This window comes from Streptomyces sp. NPDC005752 (genome assembly GCF_040630715.1).
GTDB lineage: Bacteria > Actinomycetota > Actinomycetes > Streptomycetales > Streptomycetaceae > Streptomyces.
On the sequence record NZ_JBEXYB010000024.1, the window covers coordinates 17,432 to 36,577 of the forward strand.

The following is a 19,146-nucleotide window of genomic DNA, read 5'->3' on the forward strand; positions in this document are numbered from 1 at the left end:
AGGATCAGCCGGCGTAGCCGGCCTCGAAGGTGCGGAAGGACTGCTCCTGGCGCCATTCCAGGCGGGCCTTCGGGCTGGTCGCCAGGAACCGGGTGCAGCGGGCCGACTCGGCCGTCTCGCATTCCTGCACCGGGCGGTAGCCCCGGCGTACGGGGTCCGGGCGCCAGAGGCTACGGCCCGGGAGGAACGCGTACTCCAGTGATGCCCGGGCCAGGTCCTTCAGCTCGGGGTAGCCGAGTCCGTAAGTGCGGGCCGCCTTGAGGTATTCCTGGCCGATGTCACCGCGCGACACCCCCGGGTCGTCGGTGGACAGCACCACCGGGACTCCGTACTGGCGGTAGACGGGGAACGGGTGCTCGTCACCCTCGACCTGGAGGATCTGCGCGTTGCTGGTCAGCGGCACCTCCACCGCGATCTGTCGGCGTGCCATGTCGCGGGCGAGCCGGCGCCAGTCGTTCTCCTGTACGAGGTCGACGCCGTGGCCGATGCGTTCGGCCTGCCCCGTGCGTACTGCGTCGTCGATGTGGAAGGTGAGGTCCTCGGGCTTCACCAGGCCGGGGACGAGCTCACCGGCGTGCAGGGTGATGTGGGCGTCGGGGTAGACGCCGTGCAGGTAGTTGAGCATGCGCATCTGCAGGCGGTAGTCCCGCAGGGAGATCTCGCCGTCCTCCGGCTGGACCAGGTTCACGGCGACGAACCGCTGATCGCGTTCGGCCAGGCGGAGGCCGAGGGCGATCTGGGTGAAGACGCGCTCTGGGGCGCTGTTGCGTGACACCTGGGAGACCCATCGGACCGTGACCCGGCATGCAGGATCAGGGGCGGCGGTCGCACAGCGTGCGGTCTCGCGGAACTCCGTGTCGGCGGTGTCGGCTTCCTGCTCGGCGTCCGTCACCAGCCCGTCCAGCCGTCCGCCGGCGAGGAGCTTGCGGTGCAGGGCTGCCAGGTCCGAGTCCCAGCCGACCTGGGAGGCCAGTTGCCTGGCTCCCGCCGACGCGGGGCTCACCATCGTTTCCAGATAGGTCTGGTTCTGCGCCGCAGCAGTGCCCGCAACGTCCGCGAGCATCTTCCCGCGGTGCGATGTCGCGGCGCCGAACTTTCCGAACGTGGCGAAGAAGTGGTCGTGTCCCGACTCGGCCCGGGGAAAGTCCTGCATGGACCAGGCCCGGACGACTTCCTGACGGAAGCCGGCATCCGTGAGGGCATCGGTGGCCGGGCGGGTACCGGTGGCGCACGGTGCGGCTACGGCGGTCATCGTCGCGTCGATGCAGAGGCCGTCGTCGGCTGCGAGCTGGATGAGGTATTCCGTGCGTACCGCGCCGGAGAGGTGATTGTGCAGGTCACCACCCTTGGGCATGTCCCGGAAGAACCGGGCGGCGTCCTTCGGGTGGGTTTCCAACCAGGCGGCGGTACGCGCCTCGGAGGCAGTGGCCGTCCGGGACGGCGGTACGGATGAGGCCGTCGCAGCCTGGGCCGACGTATCGGCCGGCAAGGACGCGGCGAGGGCTGCAGCGGCGAGTCCTGCGGCCGTCAACAGCCGCCGGTGACGCGATGAGTTGTGCTGTACGGAGATCACGCCTCGCATGATCACGAAGAGCGGGGGTGGGTTACCGGGAGCGCGTGGACAGAGCCTCGTAAACCATCCGTCCGGGGGAAACCGACCGCGTCGGGCGGCCGGGCTCGTTCGGGTGATCTCGGCAGGGGGCGTTCGTTGCGGGGGAAGGAGTGCGGCGGCACGTCGACGGCGTGCCCGGCGTGTCGGGTACGTGGCGTTTGGCACAGTGCCGCTCCGTGATCGACGAACGGGGTGAGCACTGTGACTGTCATGAGCGGGCTGAGCGATCCGGCTGGGCCGTCGGCCGGGGACGACTGCGGGCAGAGGCTGAAGCACAGCGACGGGGCGTGGCTGCGGGCCGCCGGGGGTGCGGACGAGCTGGTGACCCAGCTGGGACCGGTACGGGGCGAGTTGGGTCTGGCGCATCAGGGCCTCATGGCGGGTGCGGGCCGGCTGACGGCTCTGGCTGAGCTGGCGTCCGTACGGGAGTCCTGGGAGCGGCGGATCCAGGCGGCGCAGGGCGAGTGCGGCAGCCTGGCGGCCAAACTGCGGGACGTCGCACGTACACAGGGCGCGACGAACGAGGCCGTCAGGTCGTCCTTCGCCGCGGTGATGCCGTGTGAGGGCGACACCCGGTGATGCCGATGCCGACGCTGACCTGGGCGCAGTTACGGGATCTGAAGTGCGCCGAGCTGGAGGGCGCTGCCGACGGATGGGGCAAGTCGAGCAACCGGGCCGACGCGGCCCGGGACCGCGTCGAGCAGCAACTGCTCACCGGGCTCCGTGACACTCAGGAGGGTGAGGCGGCGCAGGCGGCGGTCGCACGGCTGCGACAGCTGGGCCGGAATTTCCAGTACGTGTACACCGAGTGCGGGCTTCTCCGCACGACCCTGAACTCCCTGGCCCATGAGATGAGGACCCAGCAGCGGGTGCTGGGGGAGGCGCTCGACGACGCGGCCGCGCTGAGGTTCACGGTGCACGCGGACGGGACGGTGACGTATCCGGCCGGTGGCGAAGGGCTGATCGAGGGTGCACCACTGCGGGGCGGCACTGCGGCGTCGAGCGGGCCTCCGGGACTGGTGCCGCCCTCCGGCCTGGTCGCGCCGAACCCCAACGTGGCCAAGGCGCAGGACATCGCGGACCGGGTGACCGGGGCGGTGCGGGCGGCGGCCGAGATCGACTGGCGGTATGCGGGCATCCTGCGCCGGCTGAAGGCGGAGGAGGGCCTGAAGGTCCCCGACTCCACGTGGAAGGACGCGGCGGGCGACGCGGCGGAGGTCCGTGATGCGGCGGGGGCCTACCTCAAGGACGCCATCCCGCACGATGCGTCTCCGGCGGAGCGGCGGGACTGGTGGGCGGGGCTGACCCAGGAGCAGCGCGAGGAGTACCTCGCGGTGTACCCGGACCAGATCGGGAACCTGGACGGCATCCCGGCACTGGTCCGCGACGCGGCCAACCGGGACAACCTCCAGCTGCTGATCGGCGAGCTGGAGGGGCGGGACGACGAGAAGTCGATGACGCAGTTGGCGGGGTTGCGGGAGATCGACCGGCAGTTGGGGGCGGGGGCCAAGCCGGGGGAGCCGCCGATGTTCCTCTTGGGCATTAGCGACGAGGGGAATGGTCGGGCGATTGTCTCGTACGGAAATCCGGATACGGCGAAGCATGTGGCGACCTATGTGCCCGGGCTGAACACGGCTTTGGATAAGGGGTTTGCGGAGGGTGATCTGAAACGCGCCCGTGACACAGCGATTGGAGCCCAATACTACGATCCGTCCAGCGCGGCGATCTCATGGCTTGGTTACGATGCGCCGCAAGCAATTGATGGACTGAGTAGCTTGGCGGTAGCTGGTGAGGGGCGGGCGGTAGAGGGTGGTAGACGCTTGAATGAGTTCACGGCTGGTTTGGCTGCGACGAACGAGAATGACGACCCTCATTTGACGGCCATTGGGCACTCGTACGGGTCCCGGACCGTGGGCGCGGCAACGCAGCAAGGCGAGGGCATTCCGGGAGTCGACGACATTGTGTTGGTAGGTAGCCCCGGGGTGGGCGTTGATGAGGCCGGGGATCTCGGAGTGGGAAGGGAGCATGTGTTCGTCGGTGCGGCAGAAAACGACGTAGTTACCAAGATGCCGTCGAAGCAGCAGACGGCCGCCGGTGCTGCGACAGCCCTGGCCGGGCCGTTCGCCTACTTTGTGGGAGACGTCGCGGACCCAGGGGACGATGATCTATGGTTCGGAAAGGACCCGGCGAGCAAGGCATTCGGGGCAAACCGGTTTCCTGTGGATGAGGGGCCTGGTGTTGTCAGTCGCAACGGTTTTTCCATCGACGCGCATTCTCAGTACTTCGATCCCGTTCGGGATCCGGCGTCTGCAAACAGTATCGCCCTGATTTCTGCAGGGCATGCAGAGAAGGTCAAGTCCGAGGAGTATCGATGACTCGCGCGTACGGGTTCGCAGCTGCCGTACTTATTTCCTGTGCTTTGTCTGGTTGTGCCGCTGATTCACCTGAGGGTGCAGGGAGGGCTGAAATGGATATGCAAGAAGCGGCAACTCGTGCTGACAGGATTCTGGATGGCCTCTTCAGCGAGGTCCGGCCTGAGATCCGATGGACCCATGGGCCGACCACCACAGGCAGCTGTGACGTAACGAGAAGACGCGCAGTCATGACCATCGTGTCCGCGGAGCGCAGAGGAAACCTCCTGGGTGTGGTGGATCGCTCCTGGCGCAAAAGCGGGTACCGGATGAAATCCATCAACAACGATCCTGACGTCCCGGCCATCTTTGCGCAGACGGAAGACGGGTTCGGCGTCAGCCTGATCGTCGGAGGTGAGGGCCAGGTGTTCTTCGAGGTCGACACCCCCTGCGTCGAGGAGTCCGAGGTCGCAGAGTCCACCACCCAGGCGACCGCACCCACCTACGAGGGTATGGAGCACATCCCCCGCCCCAACATCCACTCCCCCTTCTGGTCAGCCGGCGCCCCCTGACCCCCCGTAGCCGCCCCTGACGCCCCCTCATGCCCCCATCCACCCGTACACACCAGCGAATCGTGACGTGAACCGCGCCCGAATGGGGGATGGTTGGGGGGTGCGGAAATACTGGGTGTTCCTCGGCGGCGGGATCGGGCTGGGCCTGTGCTTCATCGCCCTGCTCGTCGTCGGTACGTACTCCGCCGCCGCCGGGATCTCCGGGGCGAGCGGTGCCGTCGGGCTGGCCAAGGGGGCCGTGCCGGCGCGGTATCAGCCTCTCGTGGAGAAGTGGGGCAATCTCTGTCCCGCCATCAACCCGGCCCTCCTGGCCGCGCAGTTGTACCAGGAAAGTGGCTGGAATCCGCGCGCCCAGAGCCACGCCGCCGCACAGGGCATCGCGCAGTTCATCCCCGGGACCTGGGCCTCGCACGGTATCGACGGGGACAAGGACGGGGACCGCGACGTCTGGGACCCGGCCGACGCGATTCCGTCCGCCGCGTCCTACGACTGCGAGATCGCCGGGTACGTCAAGAAGGTGCCGGGAGACCCGACCGACAACATGCTTGCCGCGTACAACGCGGGGGCCTACCGGGTGATCCAGTCGGGCGGGGTCCCCGCGATCAGCGAGACGCAGAACTACGTCAAGATCATCCGGTCTCTCGAGAAGAGCTTCGCCAAGCCGGTCGGCCGGGTGCAGCCCTCACAACAGGCCGCCGGAGCAATCTACTTCGCGCAGAAGAAGCTCGGAACCCCGTATCTCTGGGGTGGGAACGGTACGGCCGACCAGGGTGGGAGGTTCGACTGTTCCGGGCTGACCCAGGCCGCGTACCGCACGGTCGACATCGAGCTGCCACGGGTGGCCAATGACCAGTACAACGCCGGGCCGCACCCCTCGAGGGACGAGCTCCTCCCCGGCGACCTGGTGTTCTTTTCGGACGACCTGAACAACTCTCGGGCCATCCGCCACGTGGGCCTCTACGTCGGCGGCGGGTACATGATCAACGCGCCGTTCACCGGCGCGGTGATCCGGTTCGACAAGATCGACACACCGGATTACTTCGGTGCGACAAGGGTCACGAAGGACGGGGCCGCAGCGCTCCCGACGACGCTCCCGGAAAGCTGACGGGTAGTCGGCCGTGGCCGGAACTCTCCGTGAAGCCCGGGCCCTGAGCTGCGACGATGAGTCACTCTTCGATAACGTCATGGTGATCATTCGGTGGAGAACGGAACGTACGTCACTGACGCGTCGTTCCCTGGACTGGGACAGCATGCGCACATGACCATGCGTGTCTGCCCAGAGCAGTCCGACGTGACGGCATCATGGCGTGGCGCGGCACTGGATCCGCACCGACCACGGGGGTCAGACCAAGGCGACGCACGCCGTTGTGCGTCGCAGCAGCAGACAAGGCAAGGGGCCGCGGCAGATGGCTGGACTCGCACTCGATGGGTCGAACCCCGACGTCAGCCTGCTCTACGACATCAATGGGCTGGCGAAGGCCGCTCCGACCTGGTTCGACCGGGTCATGGAGTTCGTCGGTGAGTTCGGGATCATGTTCGCCATGGTCCTGGCGGTCCTGTGGTGCTGGTGGAGCGTACGCCGACGTGGGACGACCGAGGACTCGGTGACGGCGGTTGCCGGGCTGGTGTGGACGCCCCTCGCCGCCGGAATCGCGTTGCTCATCAACATCCCGATCCGGGGGTTCGTGGAACGGCCGCGTCCGTTCCTCGACCACAAGGGGCTCGAAGTCCTGGTGAAGGGCAAGACGGACTTCTCCTTCGTCAGTGACCACGCGACGATGGCGATGGCGATCGCGGTGGGGCTGTTCGTGGCCAACAGGAAGTTCGGCCTGGTGGCGATCGCGCTGGCCCTTCTCGAGGGCTTCTGCCGCGTCTACATGGGCGTGCACTATCCGACCGACGTGATCGGCGGCTTCGCTCTCGGTACTGCCGTGGCTCTGCTGCTCGCCCCGCTCGCGATGATGCTGCTGACGCCCCTGGTGCGCGCGGTGGCCCGTGCCGGAGCGGTCGGTTGGCTCGTCCGGGCAGGCGGGGCCGGGGCCACCGCCGACGGCCGGGGTGAGTCGCTCGGGATTCCCGAGCCGAGTTCGGGTTCCGGCCGTGGCAGTGCGCCGGGCGACAGGGATCTCGCCGCGTAGGAGCGTCGGGTTCGACGATGTGAGGGGTGTCCCACGAGGGGCACCCCTCACGCATGTCCGGACATCGCCCTCGTCCGCTCGCGCGTGTCCGGCCCAGCTCACGCGTCCAGCCGGCCGGTGCCCTTCCGTGAGCGGTGCCGTGGCTCAGCGGTCCAGGTCGGTGCTGTGTTCCTGCGCGTCGGTGCGGGCGCGGTCGCGGGACCGTCGGGCGGCGCCCGACCAGCCGCAGCTGCACCGGGCCAGACAGAACGAGCCCCGTTCGACGGTCGTGGTGCTGTGTGCCGGGCCGGGGCTGTGGACGGGGGAGTCCGAGGGGTCCTGATGCACGTGTCCACGGTACCGGGCACGCCGTTCGGCGGTCGGGGAGTGGGCCGATCGGCGTCCGGAGTGGGCCGTGCGGCGTGACGAGGCGCCCCGGCCGTCGTTAGGCGAAGCGGGCCGGAACTCGTTCAGGTGTGCGTCGTTGGGGGTTGGCAGGCGATGGTGGTGCAGCAGCAGAGGTCCGGAGGCGGGGCACTGGCTGTGTGCGCCCTGGCCGTGGCGGGAGTGATGGCGCTGGGCACCGGATGCGCGGGCGGCGGGAGCGGCGGCCGGCAGGCCGTGGCCGGCGCACACGGCGCCGGCACCCCGGCCGCCGTTGTCCGGCGGGCGGCCGAGGAGCTGGTCGGTGCGGGCAGCGCCGAGACGCGTACCTCGATGGAGACCGCGGCCGGTGGGACCCGGGTGACGATCCGGGGACAGGGGGTGTACGACTTCCGGGAGCAACGGGGCCGGATCAAGGTCGTCCTGCCGAAGGACGCCGCCGGGACCGACGAGCACCTGCCGATCACGGAACTGCTCGCCCCCGGTGCGCTCTACATGAAGAACCGTGGTGCCGGCGTACCTGCGGACAAATGGGTACGCATCGACACTTCCGCTCTGGAGGACGGCAATCTGGTCACCGGCGGTGTGACCGATCCGACTGCCGCCGCCGAGCTGCTCCGGGGGGCGGGCGAGGTGGTGTACGTCGGACGCACGGAGCTGGCCGGTGTGGGGGTCCGGCACTACCGGGGAGTCGCGGACCTCGAAAGCGCGGCGCGCGAGGCCTCGCCGTCCTCGCGCGCGGCGCTGGCCGCCGCAGCGAAAGGGTTCAGCACGGACACGGTGCCCTTCGACGCCTATCTGGACGACGAGGGCCTGCTGCGGAAGGTGCGCCACCACTTCACGTTCGCGACCGAGGGGCCGGCGGTCGCGGTGGTGTCGACGATGCTGCTGTACGGCTTCGGGGTGCCGGTCTCGGTGGAGCTGCCCCCCGAGGGGGGCATCTACACGGGGCGCGTCCAGCAGGGTCGAAGTGGCCCGGAAGCGCCGTAGGGAGGGGGCCGAAATGGTCCGTCCGTGCCATGCGCGGCGCGTACCACGCTCCCTACGCTAGGGAGCCGGTGCGCCAGGAGTCGGCGACAGCAGAGAGAGGTGACGCAGGTGGTGACGCTCAGCGCTCCGAACGCTCAGGACTGTGTGGCCCTTGCCGAGATCGAACTCTGCGGTGAGCTCATGATCGCGGCAGCGGACGCACGCGAGGACCGGCTGAGTCCCGACCGCATCGACGAGGTGCTCAACGTCGGGGCGGATGCCGCCGGGCAGTCGCCGACGATCCCCCGGCAGGGCCGCCACCGGGGATGACGTCGACGACCCCGCCCCTCTCCGGCGGTGCGGGAGAGCGAGGGCGGTCGCCGGTTCGTGCGTGGGCACGGTCCGCGCCCGTTGTCAGGTGCGCAGCAGGCGGGCGATCGCCTTGGTGGCTTCCTCGACCTTCGCGTCGATCTCCCCGCCGCCCTTGAGTGCCGCATCCGCGACACAGTGGCGCAAATGCTCCTCCAGCAGCTGGAGGGCGAAGGACTGCAGAGCCTTCGTGGACGCCGAGACCTGGGTGAGTATGTCGATGCAGTAGACGTCCTCGTCCACCATCCGCTGGAGGCCGCGGACCTGTCCCTCGATGCGGCGCAGGCGCTTGAGGTGCTCCTCCTTCTGGTGGTGGTAACCGTGGATGCCGCGGTCATGGTCGGTGACGACCGCTTCCGTGCCGGCTGCGTCGGTGGCCTCGGTGCTGGTCATGGGGTCCTCCCGTTGTCCTCTTGGCCTGCGGAAAGCGTGCCGTTCTGTACCGTCTGCATACCCCTGCCGGGTATATCGTAACGAATCCAGCCGAAACGTGACCGGGGGGCCGTGCTGATCACTGTGCCCGATGCGCGACACTGAAGAACGCCGGTTAGCCGTGGCCGGATGATGCGCCTAGCATCAGCCTGACCGAATCCAAAGCACCCCGAGGACCCCACGTGCGCTTTCGTCTGACCCCCAGGGAGACGAGCTTCTACGACATGTTTTCCGCATCCGCGGACAACATCGTCACGGGCTCGAAGCTCCTCATGGAACTGCTCGGGGCGGATTCTGCCTCCCGAGTCGAGATCGCGGAGCGTATGCGGGCAGCGGAGCACGCGGGGGACGATGCCACCCACGCGATCTTCCACCAGCTGAACTCCTCCTTCATCACGCCGTTCGACCGCGAGGACATCTACAACCTCGCGTCGTCGCTCGACGACATCATGGACTTCATGGAGGAGGCCGTCGACCTGGTCGTGCTGTACCAGGTCGAGGAGCTCCCCAAGGGTGTCGAGCAGCAGATCGAGGTCCTGGCGCGGGCGGCGGAACTGACCGCCGAGGCCATGCCGAGTCTGCGGAGCATGGAGAACCTGACCGAGTACTGGATCGAGATCAACCGCCTGGAGAACCAGGCCGACCAGATCCACCGCAAGCTGCTGGCTCAGCTCTTCAACGGCAAGTACGAAGCCATGGACGTGCTGAAGCTCAAGCAGATCGTGGACGTGCTGGAAGAGGCGGCTGATGCGTTCGAGCACGTCGCCAACACCGTGGAGACCATCGCGGTCAAGGAGTCCTGAACCTCGTGGACACCTTTGCGCTGATCGTGACCATCGGTGTCGCGCTCGGCTTCACGTATACGAACGGCTTCCACGACTCGGCGAACGCCATCGCCACCTCGGTCTCCACCCGGGCGCTGACCCCGCGTGCGGCTCTGGCGATGGCCGCTGTGATGAACCTCGCGGGCGCCTTCCTGGGCCAGGGGGTCGCCAAGACCGTCAGTGAAGGGCTGATCGCCACGCCCGAGGGCCAGAAGGGGATGGGAATCCTCTTCGCGGCGCTGGTCGGCGCGATCATCTGGAACCTCGTCACCTGGTATTACGGCCTTCCGTCCTCGTCCTCGCACGCTCTGTTCGGCGGCATGGTCGGTGCGGCGCTGGCCGGCGGGACGATGGTGCACTGGGACGGGGTGCTGTCCAAGATCGTCATCCCGATGTTCCTCTCTCCGGTCATCGGTCTGGTCGTCGGCTATCTGGTGATGGTCGGGATCATGTGGATATTCCGGAAGGCCAACCCTCACAAGGCCAAGCGCGGCTTCCGCATCGCCCAGACGGTCTCGGCGGCGGGCATGGCGCTCGGTCACGGTCTGCAGGACGCCCAGAAGACGATGGGCATCGTGGTGATGGCCCTGGTCATCGCCGATGTCGAGGGCCCGAACGACGAGATCCCGGTCTGGGTGAAGATCGCCTGTGCGGCGATGCTGTCCCTCGGGACGTACGCGGGTGGCTGGCGCATCATGCGCACGCTCGGCCGCAAGATCATCGAGCTGGACCCGCCGCAGGGTTTCGCGGCGGAGACGACCGGCGCCTCGATCATGTTCGGCTCGGCGTTCCTGTTCCACGCACCGATCTCCACGACTCACGTGATCACCTCGGCGATCATGGGTGTCGGCGCCACGAAGCGGGTGAACGCGGTCCGCTGGGGCGTGGCCAAGAACATCATCCTGGGGTGGTTCATCACGATGCCGGCAGCGGCACTGGTGGCCGCGCTCAGCTACGGGGTCGTCGTACTGCTCTTCGGCTGAGCCTTCCGGCCGGCGACGAGCCGTGCCGATCCCCTGCCCGACCGGGCGGTCCCGTACGGAAAATGGGTCCGCCCCTGCTCTCCTGTGGAGAGCGGGGGCGGGCCCTTTGCCTTGTGGTGGCACCGCCATGCAGCACCCCAAGGCCGTCTGTGGTTGTCCTGAGCGTGGTTGTCCGGATCGTGCTCGCGCGAGGCATGAGGCACGCTCGTCCGGGTCCCGCTGGTGCGGAGACCGTGCTCGCACGAAGCCCGTCCGTGCGGAGCCTGCTTATCCGAAGCGGCCGGAGATGTAGTCCTCGGTCGCCTGGACCGACGGGTTGGAGAAGATCCGCTCCGTCTCGTCGATCTCGATGAGCCGGCCGGGCTTGCCGACCGCGGAGAGGTTGAAGAAGGCCGTACGGTCCGAGACGCGTGCCGCCTGCTGCATGTTGTGCGTCACGATGACGATCGTGAAGCGCTCCTTCAGCTCGCCGATCAGGTCCTCGATGGCGAGGGTCGAGATCGGGTCGAGCGCGGAGCACGGCTCGTCCATCAGCAGCACGTCCGGCTCCACCGCGATCGCGCGGGCGATGCACAGACGCTGCTGCTGGCCACCGGAGAGGCCGGAGCCCGGCTTGTTCAGGCGGTCCTTGACCTCGTTCCAGAGGTTGGCGCCCTTGAGGGACTTCTCGACGATGTCCGACAGCTGGCTCTTGCGGTAGGAGCCGTTCAGCCGCAGCCCGGCCGCGACGTTGTCGAAGATCGACATGGTCGGGAAGGGGTTCGGGCGCTGGAAGACCATGCCGACCGTGCGGCGCACGGTGACGGGGTCGACACCGGAGCCGTACAGGTTCTCGTCGTCCAGCAGCACCTTGCCCTCCACACGGCCACCGGGGGTGACCTCGTGCATGCGGTTCAGGGTGCGGAGGAAGGTGGACTTGCCGCAGCCGGACGGGCCGATGAAGGCGGTCACGGAGCGGGGCTCCACGGTCATCGAGATGTCCTCGATGGCCTTGTGGGAGCCGTAGTAGGCGGTGAGGCCGCTGATGTCGATGCGCTTGGCCATGTGGAATCAACTGCTTTCTGCGTGGCCTCAGCGGCCGGACTTGGGGGCCTTCCAGCGGGCGATGCCGCGGGCCACCAGATTGAGGATCATGACGAAGGCGATCAGCACCAGGGCAGCGGCCCAGGCACGGTCGTAGGACGCGGCCTCGCCGATCTTGTACTGCTCGTAGATGTAGAACGGCAGCGAGGACTGGGCGCCTTCGAAGGGGTTCGTGTTGATCAGCTGGCTGCCGAAGACCAGCAGGATGATCGGTGCCGTCTCTCCCGCGATGCGGGCGATGGCGAGCATGACGCCCGTCGTGATGCCGCCGATCGCGGTGGGCAGGACCACCTTCAGGATGGTGCGCCACTTCGGGATGCCGAGCGCGAGGGATGCCTCGCGGAGCTCGTTGGGGACGAGCTTGAGCATCTCCTCGGTGGATCGGACCACCACGGGGATCATCAGGATCGTCAGGGCCAGGGCGCCCATCAGACCGGACGGCTCCAGCTTCGCGATCAGCATGATCGACAGGATGAACAGACCGGCCACGATGGACGGGATGCCCGTCATGACGTCCACGAAGAAGGTCACGGCCTTGGCGAGGGTGCCCTTGCCGTACTCGACCAGGTAGACCGCGGTCAGCAGCCCGAGCGGGGCGGAGATCACGGTGGCGATCCCGACCTGTTCCAGGGTGCCGATCAGCGCGTGGTAGACACCGCCGCTGTCCTCGGAGCCGAGCACTCCGGCCATCGAGTGGGTGAGGAAGTAGCCGTCGAGACGCTCGGAGCCGCGGCTGACCGTGGTCCAGAGCAGCGAGGCGAGCGGGACGACGGCGACCAGGAAGCACACCCAGACGATGCTGGTGGCGAGTCGGTCCTTGGCCTGGCGCTTGTTCTCGATCACGGTCGTCGCGACGTACGAGAGGAACAGGAAGAGCAGGGCCGAGATCATGCCCCACTGGACGCGGCTGTGCCAGCCGGCTGCCAGGGAGACGCCGACGCCGAGGGCGATCGACACGACGGCGAAGCCGAGGGGGGCCCAGCGGGGGAGGCTGCGGCTGCTGAGGCCGGCCTTCCCGGGTTCCGGCGAGGTCTGCGGACGCGTGTCCTGGACGTCGGTGGTGGTGGCGTGGGTCATGCGTTGGCCCCCGAGTACTCCTTGCGGCGGGCGATGATGAGCCGGGCCGCGCCGTTGACCAGCAGGGTGAGGACGAAGAGGACGAGGCCCGAGGCGATCAGGGCGTCGCGCCCGAACTCGTCCGCCTCACCGAACTTGGCCGCGATGTTCTGGGCGAAGGTCCCGCCGCCCGGATTGAGCACGTGCAGCGAGATGAGGAAGCTCGGCGAAAGCACCGTGGCGACGGCCATGGTCTCGCCGAGCGCGCGGCCGAGGCCGAGCATCGAGGCCGAGATGATGCCGGAGCGGCCGAAGGGCAGCACCGAGAGCCGGATGACCTCCCAGCGGGTGGCGCCGAGGGCGAGCGCGGCTTCCTCGTTCATCTTCGGGACCTGGAGGAAGACCTCGCGGCTGACGCTGGTCACGATCGGCAGGATCATGATCGCGAGCAGGACGCCCACGGTGAAGAGCGAGCGGGCGACGCCGACCTCGGTCTTCTCGAAGATGTACGTCCAGCCGAAGAACTGGTCGAGCCAGAGGTTCAGGCCCTCCAGGTACGGGACGAGGACGAGGGCGCCCCAGATGCCGTAGACGATGCTGGGCACCGCCGCGAGCAGGTCGATGACGTACGCGAGGGGGGCGGCCAGCTTGCGCGGCGCGTAGTGCGAGATGAACAGGGCGATGCCGACAGCGATCGGAACCGCGATGAGCATCGCGATGATCGAGCTGACGACGGTGCCGAAGAGCAGGACCGCGATGCCGAAGACCGGGGGGTCGCCGGCCGGGTTCCAGTCGAAGGTGGTGAGGAAGTTGCCCTCGTCCTTCGATATCGCGATGACGGCGCGGTAGCTGAGGAACGCGGCGATCGACGCCATGAGCACGAGCAGCAGGATGCCCGAGCCCCGCGAGAGGCCCAGGAAGATCTTGTCGCCGGCGCGCCCGGTGGACTTGGGGCGGCCGCGCGTGACCGGCGGAGCCGGTGGGATGTCGAGCGGTGTGGTGGAAGCCATGGTCTTTCCGGTCTGTGTGGGGGAGCGGAGGCTCCCCTGGCGGCGGTGCACCGGATGGTCGGGTGGTGGGGCCGGTCCGGCGGAGTGCGCCGGACCGGCCCGCACCTGCGTGCGTGTCGTGCGGTGGAGGGTTACGAAAGGCCGGCGACGGTCTCGCGGACCTTGGCGTTGATCGCCTCGGGGATCGGGGCGTAGCCGGCCTCGGTCAGGACCTTCTGGCCGTCCGCGGACGAGGTGTAGTTCAGGAAGGACTTGACCGTTCCGAGGGTCTCGGCCTTGTTGCCGGTGTCGCAGACGACCTCGTAGGTCACCAGGACCAGCGGGTAGGCGCCCTCGGCCTTGGTGGTGTAGTCGAGGTCGAGCGCCAGGTCCTTGCCGGTGCCCTTGACCTTGGCGGCGGCGATGGCCTTGGAGGCGTTCTCCGAGGTGGCCTCGACCGGGGCGGCGCCACCGGTGTCGATGCCGACGGTGGTGATGTCCTGCGAGGCGGCGTAGGAGAGCTCGAAGTAGCCGATGGAGCCGTCGACGGCCTTCACCTGGGAGGCGATGCCGGAGGAGCCGGACGCGGCCTGGCCACCGGGGGCCGGCCACTTCTTCTCGGCCTCGTACTTCCAGTCGCTCGGGGCCGCGGCGTTCAGGTACTTGCCGAGGTTCTGCGTGGTGCCGGAGTCCTCGGAGCGGTGGAAGGCCTGGATGGCCTTGTCCGGCAGCTTGACGCCCTCGTTGAGCGCGGCGATCGCCGGGTCGTTCCACTTCTTGATCTTGGTGTCGAAGATCTTGGCGAGCGTGGAGGCGTCCAGGGTGAGCTTGTCGACGCCCTCGAGGTGGAAGCCGACCGCGATCGGGCCGCCGACCATCGGGAGGTTGATGCCCTGGCCGGTCTTGCAGACCTTCTTCGACTCGGCGACCTCTTCGGGCTTCAGGGCGGAGTCGGAGCCGGCGAAGCCCACGGTGCCCTGGTTGAACGCGACGATGCCCTCACCGGAGGAGGAGGAGCTGTAGTTGACCTCCACGCCGGAACAGGCGGCCATGTAGTTCTTGACCCAGAGGTCCATGGCGTTCTTCTGGGCGCTGGACCCGGAAGCACGCAGCTGGCCCTCGGCCCCGTCGCACTTGATGTCCGACGCGGCGGCAGGCGTCTTGCCGCCGTCCGCGTCGGCGCCGGTGTTGTCGTCCGAACCGCACGCCGTGAGGACCAGGGCGCCGGAGACGGCGAGGGCACCGAGCGCGGTGGCACGAAGCCGGTTCTTGCGCTGAAGCTTCACTTTCGGGGTGTTCCTTCCAGGAGCCGCCGCGGCTGGTGGGGTGGGCGGCGTGCGATGAGAGGTGGTGCGGTGGCTTGGCGCCGTGCACCGTGTACGTCCGAAATTAGGCAGAACAGGTGAAGCGGCCTACGGGGCAGAGTGAACGACAGGTGAACCGTGTAGGGCGGGCTGGTTCTGCGTGCTACGCGGCGTGGCGAGGGCGCGCCGGGGCCGCGGCCGGGCAGGGGGCCGTGTGTGTCGCACCCCGGCCAGGGGCTGCGGGGTCGTGCCCTCAGGCGCGGGAAGGGCCTGAATCCGCCGGGCCGGTGCGCAGGAAGGCGTCCAGTTGGATGCGGTCGCCGGGGCGGCTCAGGCGGGCCCGGGTCACGGCGGGGGAGAGCCACTCCAGCCGGTCGACCTCGTCGTTGGCGACGAACGTGCCGTCCGTCGCCTCCGCCGCCCAGTAGCTGACCTCTTTGGGCCGTCCGTTCGCCGTGTACAGGGCGTTCGGCAGGGCGGCGCCCGGCACGCAGCGGTGGCCCGTCTCCTCCAGGACCTCGCGCAGGGCGGCCTCCAGCGCCGTCTCGCCGCGCTTCAGCTTGCCCTTCGGGAACGACCAGTCGTCGTAGCGGGGTCTGTGGACCAGGCAGATCTCCAGGCCGTCGCCGTCCGGGGACCGGCGCCAGAGCACGCAGCCCGCCGCCAGGACGAGCTCGCTCATGGGACGCTCACGGCCGTCGCGTACGGCCAGGTCTCGCGGAACACGCTGCGCGCGGCCTCCACCTCGTGCCGCTGGTCGGCGTGGAGCACCCCCAGGGCGTACGCCGTCGCCGGGGCGATGCGCGGGGTGCGCGCTGCCGCCGCCGCTGCCGCTGCGGCCTCCGCCGCGTCACGGTGCAGGTCCAGCGCGTGCCCGGGGCCGCCGAGGGCCGGGTCGGGGGCGCCGCGCAGCATCTCGTGGGCGTACCGGTGCAGCCGCAGCAGGAGCCGGGCCTGGTGCCAGAGCGCGTCGTGGGCCTCGTTGTACGGCTCCACCGCCTCGTCGGGCGGGAGCGCGGCTACCGCGTCCAGCATCCGCTGCTCGGCCAGCCCGGCCGGGGCGTGCAGCACCACAGCCGCCGGTTCGGCGGCCGTGGACGCCAGGGGGACCTCGGAGGCGAGCAGCGCGACGGCGTCGGCGACGGCGTGGAAGCGGGAGGAGCCGAGCGCCTGGAGCGCCGCCGAGTGGGCGCGGGTCCTGGCGAGGGTCAGCCGGCGTTCCAGCAGCGCCCCGGCCCGGGCGGCGCCGACGCCGAGTGCCGCCCGCTCCTTGTCGCTCTCGGTCGCACCGGCCTCCGCGGATGTCCGGGCCGGGGGGAGCGAGGTGCCGGAGAGCTGGTGCAGCGCCTCCAGGAGCCGGGCGAGCCTGGTGGCGTAGGCGTGTTCGCGGGCGAGGGTTCCGGAGAGCCAGGCCAGCTCGGCGCGGAGCTGGTCGGCCCAGGCCGGTTCGAGTGTTCCCCGGAAGGTGTGCAGCGTGCCGCTGATCCGGCGTGCCGCTCGGCGGAGCGCGCGGACGGCCTCGTCGGCGCGTTGTGTGCCCGCGTCCCCCGGGGCGCTGTGTTCGCGGTGCAGTCGCAGGCCCCGTAGGAAGCAGGAGGCCTGTTCGCGCAGGTAGGGCGCGAGGACCGCTTCCGCGGAGAGGGTCGTCTGGTGGTCAGGGCGTCGCACGCCGGCGCCTCCGGGCATCGATGAGCATCTCTTGTACGTGCCGCAGCGGCTGCCCGTCCGCGTCCGTGGAGTGCCGGGTCCAGTTTCCGTCGGGGCCCAGGTGCCAGGAGGTGGTGGTGTCGGACATGCCTGTTTCCAGGAGCCTGCTGAGGGCGGCGCGATGCGCGGGGTCGGTGACGCGGACCAGTGCTTCGATCCGGCGGTCGAGGTTACGGTGCATCATGTCGGCGCTCCCGAACCACACTTCGGGCTCGCCGCCGTTGCCGAAGGCGAAGACACGGGAGTGTTCGAGGAAGCGGCCCAGTACGGAGCGGACCCGGATGTTCTCGGACAGGCCGCTGACCCCGGGGCGGATGGCGCAGATGCCGCGTACCCAGATGTCGACCGGTACGCCGGCCTGGCCCGCCCGGTAGCAGGCGTCTATGACCGCTTCGTCGACCATGGAGTTGACCTTGAAGCGTACGTACGCGGGCCGGCCCGCGCGGTGGTGGGTGATCTCCTTGTTGATGCGGGCGACGAGCCCGTCGCGCAGGGACTTCGGGGCGACCAGCAGCCGGCGGTAGGTCTCGCGGCGGGAGTAGCCGGAGAGCCGGTTGAAGAGGTCGGAGAGGTCGGCCCCGACCTGCGGGTCGGCGGTCAGCAGGCCGAGGTCCTCGTAGAGCCGCGCCGTCTTGGGGTGGTAGTTGCCGGTGCCGACGTGGGAGTAGCGGCGCAGTGTGTCGCCCTCCTGGCGGACGACGAGCGACAGCTTGCAGTGGGTCTTGAGCCCGACGAGGCCGTAGACGACGTGGCAGCCGGACTCCTCCAGCTTCCGGGCCCACTTGATGTTGGCCTGTTCGTCGAAGCGGGCCTTGATCTCGACGAGGACGAGGACCTGCTTGCCGGATTCCGCCGCGTCGATCAGGGCGTCGACTATCGGGGAGTCGCCCGAGGTCCGGTACAGGGTCTGCTTGATCGCGAGGACGTCCGGGTCGCCCGCCGCCTGTTCCAGGAAGGCTTGGACGGAGGTCGAGAAGGAGTCGTACGGGTGGTGCAGCAGGACGTCGCGCTCGCGCAGGGCGGCGAAGATGTCGGGCGCGGAGGCCGATTCGACCTCGGCGAGGTCGCGGTGGGTGCCGGCGACGAACTTCGGGTACTTCAGCTCGGGCCGGTCCAGCGACGCGATGCCGAACAGCCCGGTGAGGTCGAGCGGGCCCGGCAGCGGGTAGAGCTCGGTCTCGGAGATCTTCAGCTCGCGCACCAGCAGGTCCAGGACGTAGGGGTCGATGGACTCCTCGACCTCCAGGCGGACCGGCGGGCCGAAGCGGCGCCGCATGAGCTCCTTCTCCAGGGCCTGGAGCAGGTTCTCGGTGTCGTCCTCCTCGACCTCCAGGTCCTCGTTCCTGGTGACCCGGAACATGTGGTGGGCGAGGACCTCCATGCCCGGGAAGAGCTCTTCGAGGTGCGCCGCGATGATGTCCTCTATCGGGACGTACCGCTGCGGGGACGCCTCCAGGAAGCGGGTGAGCAGCGGCGGCACCTTGACGCGGGCGAAGTGCCGGTGGCCGCTGACGGGGTTGCGGACGACGACGGCGAGGTTGAGCGACAGCCCGGAGATGTACGGGAAGGGGTGCGCCGGGTCGACGGCCAGCGGGGTCAGCACGGGGAAGACCCGCTGGCGGAAGAAGGTGAAGAGGCGGGCCTGTTCCTTCTCGGTCAGATCGGGCCAGCGGACCAGCTGGATGCCCTCGTCGGACAGCGCGGGTGCGACGTCCTGCTGGTAGCAGGCGGCGTGGCGGGCCATGAGCTCGCGGGAGCGGGTCCAGATCAGGTCGAGGACCTCGCGGGGCTGGAGCCCGGACGCGGAGCGGGTGGCGACGCCGGTCGCGATGCGGCGCTTGAGCCCGGCGACCCGGACCATGAAGAACTCGTCCAGGTTCGAGGCGAAGATGGCGAGGAAATTAGCCCGTTCGAGTAGGGGCGTGGTGGGGTCCTCGGCCAGCTCCAGGACACGTTCGTTGAACGCGAGCCAACTGCGCTCCCGGTCGAGGAAGCGGCCCTGCGGCAGCTCGTCGTCGGGCGAACCGGGCTCGTAGGCGTCCGGGTCGTTGTCCAGGTCGGGGTCCAGATCGGCGGCTGTGGACAGGCCTGAGGGCACGGAGCCCGCGACGGCGTGCGGCCGGTGGGCGGCGAGGGAGCCGACCGACGGCTGGGCGGGCTGGACCGGAACCTCGGAGCTGGGCTGCTGGCTCATGGACCTATTCTTCCGCGCCTTCGGCTCCTCAGGCGCGTCGGAGCCCGTAAAGATCGCGGAAGACGCGGAAGCGGGCCCCGGACCGGGGCCGCTCCCGTTGCGGGGGGTGGGCAGAGCTGGCTGCATCCCGTGAGGGTCGCAAGCCCGTCTGAATGGCCGGTAACGGCGACATGACGTACAGGAAGCGTTGTGACTGCGGT

19 protein-coding genes are annotated in these 19,146 nt (G+C 69.0%); 9 read left to right on the top strand and 10 right to left on the bottom strand.

Annotated elements, in window-relative coordinates:
- Positions 1-4 precede the first annotated feature (4 nt).
- On the bottom strand, positions 5-1,582 hold the full coding sequence (locus ABZ441_RS20735; protein WP_358976062.1) for an adenosine deaminase: 1,578 nt from the start codon (positions 1,580-1,582) through the stop codon (positions 5-7).
- A gap of 240 nt (positions 1,583-1,822) precedes the next feature.
- Here ABZ441_RS20735 and ABZ441_RS20740 point away from each other — a divergent pair, with 240 nt between their 5' ends.
- The 5 genes from ABZ441_RS20740 (at position 1,823) to ABZ441_RS20760 (ending at position 6,673) form a co-directional block, all read left to right on the top strand.
- On the top strand, positions 1,823-2,191 hold the full coding sequence (locus ABZ441_RS20740; protein ID WP_358976064.1) for a hypothetical protein: 369 nt from the start codon (positions 1,823-1,825) through the stop codon (positions 2,189-2,191).
- A complete protein-coding gene (locus ABZ441_RS20745) occupies positions 2,191-3,987 on the top strand; it encodes an alpha/beta hydrolase (protein WP_358976067.1) in 1,797 nt (598 codons plus the stop codon). Before ABZ441_RS20740 ends, ABZ441_RS20745 begins: the two co-directional genes overlap by 1 nt.
- Before the next feature lie 227 nt (positions 3,988-4,214).
- On the top strand, positions 4,215-4,535 hold the full coding sequence (locus ABZ441_RS20750; RefSeq protein WP_358976070.1) for a hypothetical protein: 321 nt from the start codon (positions 4,215-4,217) through the stop codon (positions 4,533-4,535).
- Positions 4,536-4,650: 115 nt separating this feature from the next.
- Entirely contained in the window at positions 4,651-5,640 is a 990-nt protein-coding gene (locus tag ABZ441_RS20755) for a bifunctional lytic transglycosylase/C40 family peptidase (protein WP_358976414.1), read from the top strand.
- Between the two features lie 301 nt (positions 5,641-5,941).
- Complete coding sequence (locus tag ABZ441_RS20760; RefSeq protein WP_358976073.1) at positions 5,942-6,673, top strand: phosphatase PAP2 family protein; 732 nt, start codon at positions 5,942-5,944, stop codon at positions 6,671-6,673.
- A gap of 144 nt (positions 6,674-6,817) precedes the next feature.
- Here ABZ441_RS20760 and ABZ441_RS20765 read toward each other — a convergent pair whose 3' ends face one another.
- A complete protein-coding gene (locus ABZ441_RS20765; protein WP_358976076.1) occupies positions 6,818-7,000 on the bottom strand; it encodes a hypothetical protein in 183 nt (60 codons plus the stop codon).
- Between the two features lie 153 nt (positions 7,001-7,153).
- On the opposite strand from ABZ441_RS20765, the gene ABZ441_RS20770 reads away from it, so the two are divergent.
- Both ABZ441_RS20770 and ABZ441_RS20775 read left to right on the top strand, forming a co-directional pair.
- Entirely contained in the window at positions 7,154-8,026 is an 873-nt protein-coding gene (locus ABZ441_RS20770) for a hypothetical protein (RefSeq protein ID WP_358976079.1), read from the top strand.
- 99 nt (positions 8,027-8,125) lie between these two features.
- Entirely contained in the window at positions 8,126-8,335 is a 210-nt protein-coding gene (locus tag ABZ441_RS20775; protein ID WP_358976082.1) for a hypothetical protein, read from the top strand.
- 84 nt (positions 8,336-8,419) lie between these two features.
- On the opposite strand, the gene ABZ441_RS20780 is transcribed toward ABZ441_RS20775, so the two are convergent.
- Positions 8,420-8,767, bottom strand: a complete 348-nt coding sequence (locus tag ABZ441_RS20780) for a metal-sensitive transcriptional regulator (RefSeq protein WP_358976085.1) — start codon at positions 8,765-8,767, stop codon at positions 8,420-8,422.
- Between the two features lie 221 nt (positions 8,768-8,988).
- Here ABZ441_RS20780 and ABZ441_RS20785 point away from each other — a divergent pair, with 221 nt between their 5' ends.
- Together ABZ441_RS20785 and ABZ441_RS20790 are read left to right on the top strand one after the other, a co-directional pair.
- Positions 8,989-9,609 (top strand): DUF47 family protein, encoded by a 621-nt coding sequence (locus ABZ441_RS20785; RefSeq protein ID WP_358976088.1) that lies wholly within the window; start codon positions 8,989-8,991, stop codon positions 9,607-9,609.
- Positions 9,610-9,614: 5 nt separating this feature from the next.
- Entirely contained in the window at positions 9,615-10,613 is a 999-nt protein-coding gene (locus tag ABZ441_RS20790; RefSeq protein ID WP_358976091.1) for an inorganic phosphate transporter, read from the top strand.
- A gap of 267 nt (positions 10,614-10,880) precedes the next feature.
- On the opposite strand, the gene pstB is transcribed toward ABZ441_RS20790, so the two are convergent.
- From pstB to ABZ441_RS20825, 7 genes are all read right to left on the bottom strand, one after another.
- Complete coding sequence (pstB, locus tag ABZ441_RS20795) at positions 10,881-11,657, bottom strand: phosphate ABC transporter ATP-binding protein PstB (protein ID WP_031093589.1); 777 nt, start codon at positions 11,655-11,657, stop codon at positions 10,881-10,883.
- Positions 11,658-11,684: 27 nt separating this feature from the next.
- Positions 11,685-12,773: a phosphate ABC transporter permease PstA gene (pstA, locus tag ABZ441_RS20800; protein WP_358976095.1), complete on the bottom strand. Its 1,089-nt coding sequence runs from the start codon at positions 12,771-12,773 to the stop codon at positions 11,685-11,687.
- Complete coding sequence (gene pstC, locus ABZ441_RS20805; RefSeq protein ID WP_358976098.1) at positions 12,770-13,762, bottom strand: phosphate ABC transporter permease subunit PstC; 993 nt, start codon at positions 13,760-13,762, stop codon at positions 12,770-12,772. Before pstC ends, pstA begins: the two co-directional genes overlap by 4 nt.
- 131 nt (positions 13,763-13,893) lie before the next feature.
- A complete protein-coding gene (gene pstS / locus ABZ441_RS20810) occupies positions 13,894-15,027 on the bottom strand; it encodes a phosphate ABC transporter substrate-binding protein PstS (RefSeq protein WP_358976101.1) in 1,134 nt (377 codons plus the stop codon).
- A 271-nt stretch (positions 15,028-15,298) separates the two neighbouring features.
- Entirely contained in the window at positions 15,299-15,727 is a 429-nt protein-coding gene (locus ABZ441_RS20815) for an NUDIX hydrolase (protein WP_358976104.1), read from the bottom strand.
- Complete coding sequence (locus tag ABZ441_RS20820) at positions 15,724-16,713, bottom strand: CHAD domain-containing protein (protein WP_358976107.1); 990 nt, start codon at positions 16,711-16,713, stop codon at positions 15,724-15,726. The genes ABZ441_RS20815 and ABZ441_RS20820 overlap by 4 nt, the downstream gene beginning before the upstream one ends.
- Positions 16,700-18,946 (bottom strand): RNA degradosome polyphosphate kinase, encoded by a 2,247-nt coding sequence (locus tag ABZ441_RS20825; RefSeq protein ID WP_358976110.1) that lies wholly within the window; start codon positions 18,944-18,946, stop codon positions 16,700-16,702. Before ABZ441_RS20825 ends, ABZ441_RS20820 begins: the two co-directional genes overlap by 14 nt.
- Between the last annotated feature and the right edge of the window lie 200 nt (positions 18,947-19,146).

What these genes read in the sequence shown, in the direction of transcription:
- ABZ441_RS20735 (WP_358976062.1), bottom strand. Translation starts at nt 1,582, where the DNA reads ATGCGAGGCGTGATCTCCGTACAGCACAACTCATCGCGTCACCGGCGG.
- ABZ441_RS20740 (WP_358976064.1), top strand. Translation starts at nt 1,823, where the DNA reads ATGAGCGGGCTGAGCGATCCGGCTGGGCCGTCGGCCGGGGACGACTGC.
- ABZ441_RS20745 (WP_358976067.1), top strand. Translation starts at nt 2,191, where the DNA reads ATGCCGATGCCGACGCTGACCTGGGCGCAGTTACGGGATCTGAAGTGC.
- ABZ441_RS20750 (WP_358976070.1), top strand. Translation starts at nt 4,215, where the DNA reads ATGACCATCGTGTCCGCGGAGCGCAGAGGAAACCTCCTGGGTGTGGTG.
- ABZ441_RS20760 (WP_358976073.1), top strand. Translation starts at nt 5,942, where the DNA reads ATGGCTGGACTCGCACTCGATGGGTCGAACCCCGACGTCAGCCTGCTC.
- ABZ441_RS20770 (WP_358976079.1), top strand. Translation starts at nt 7,154, where the DNA reads ATGGTGGTGCAGCAGCAGAGGTCCGGAGGCGGGGCACTGGCTGTGTGC.
- ABZ441_RS20780 (WP_358976085.1), bottom strand. Translation starts at nt 8,767, where the DNA reads ATGACCAGCACCGAGGCCACCGACGCAGCCGGCACGGAAGCGGTCGTC.
- pstB (WP_031093589.1), bottom strand. Translation starts at nt 11,657, where the DNA reads ATGGCCAAGCGCATCGACATCAGCGGCCTCACCGCCTACTACGGCTCC.
- pstA (WP_358976095.1), bottom strand. Translation starts at nt 12,773, where the DNA reads ATGACCCACGCCACCACCACCGACGTCCAGGACACGCGTCCGCAGACC.
- pstC (WP_358976098.1), bottom strand. Translation starts at nt 13,762, where the DNA reads ATGGCTTCCACCACACCGCTCGACATCCCACCGGCTCCGCCGGTCACG.
- ABZ441_RS20815 (WP_358976104.1), bottom strand. Translation starts at nt 15,727, where the DNA reads ATGAGCGAGCTCGTCCTGGCGGCGGGCTGCGTGCTCTGGCGCCGGTCC.
- ABZ441_RS20825 (WP_358976110.1), bottom strand. Translation starts at nt 18,946, where the DNA reads ATGAGCCAGCAGCCCAGCTCCGAGGTTCCGGTCCAGCCCGCCCAGCCG.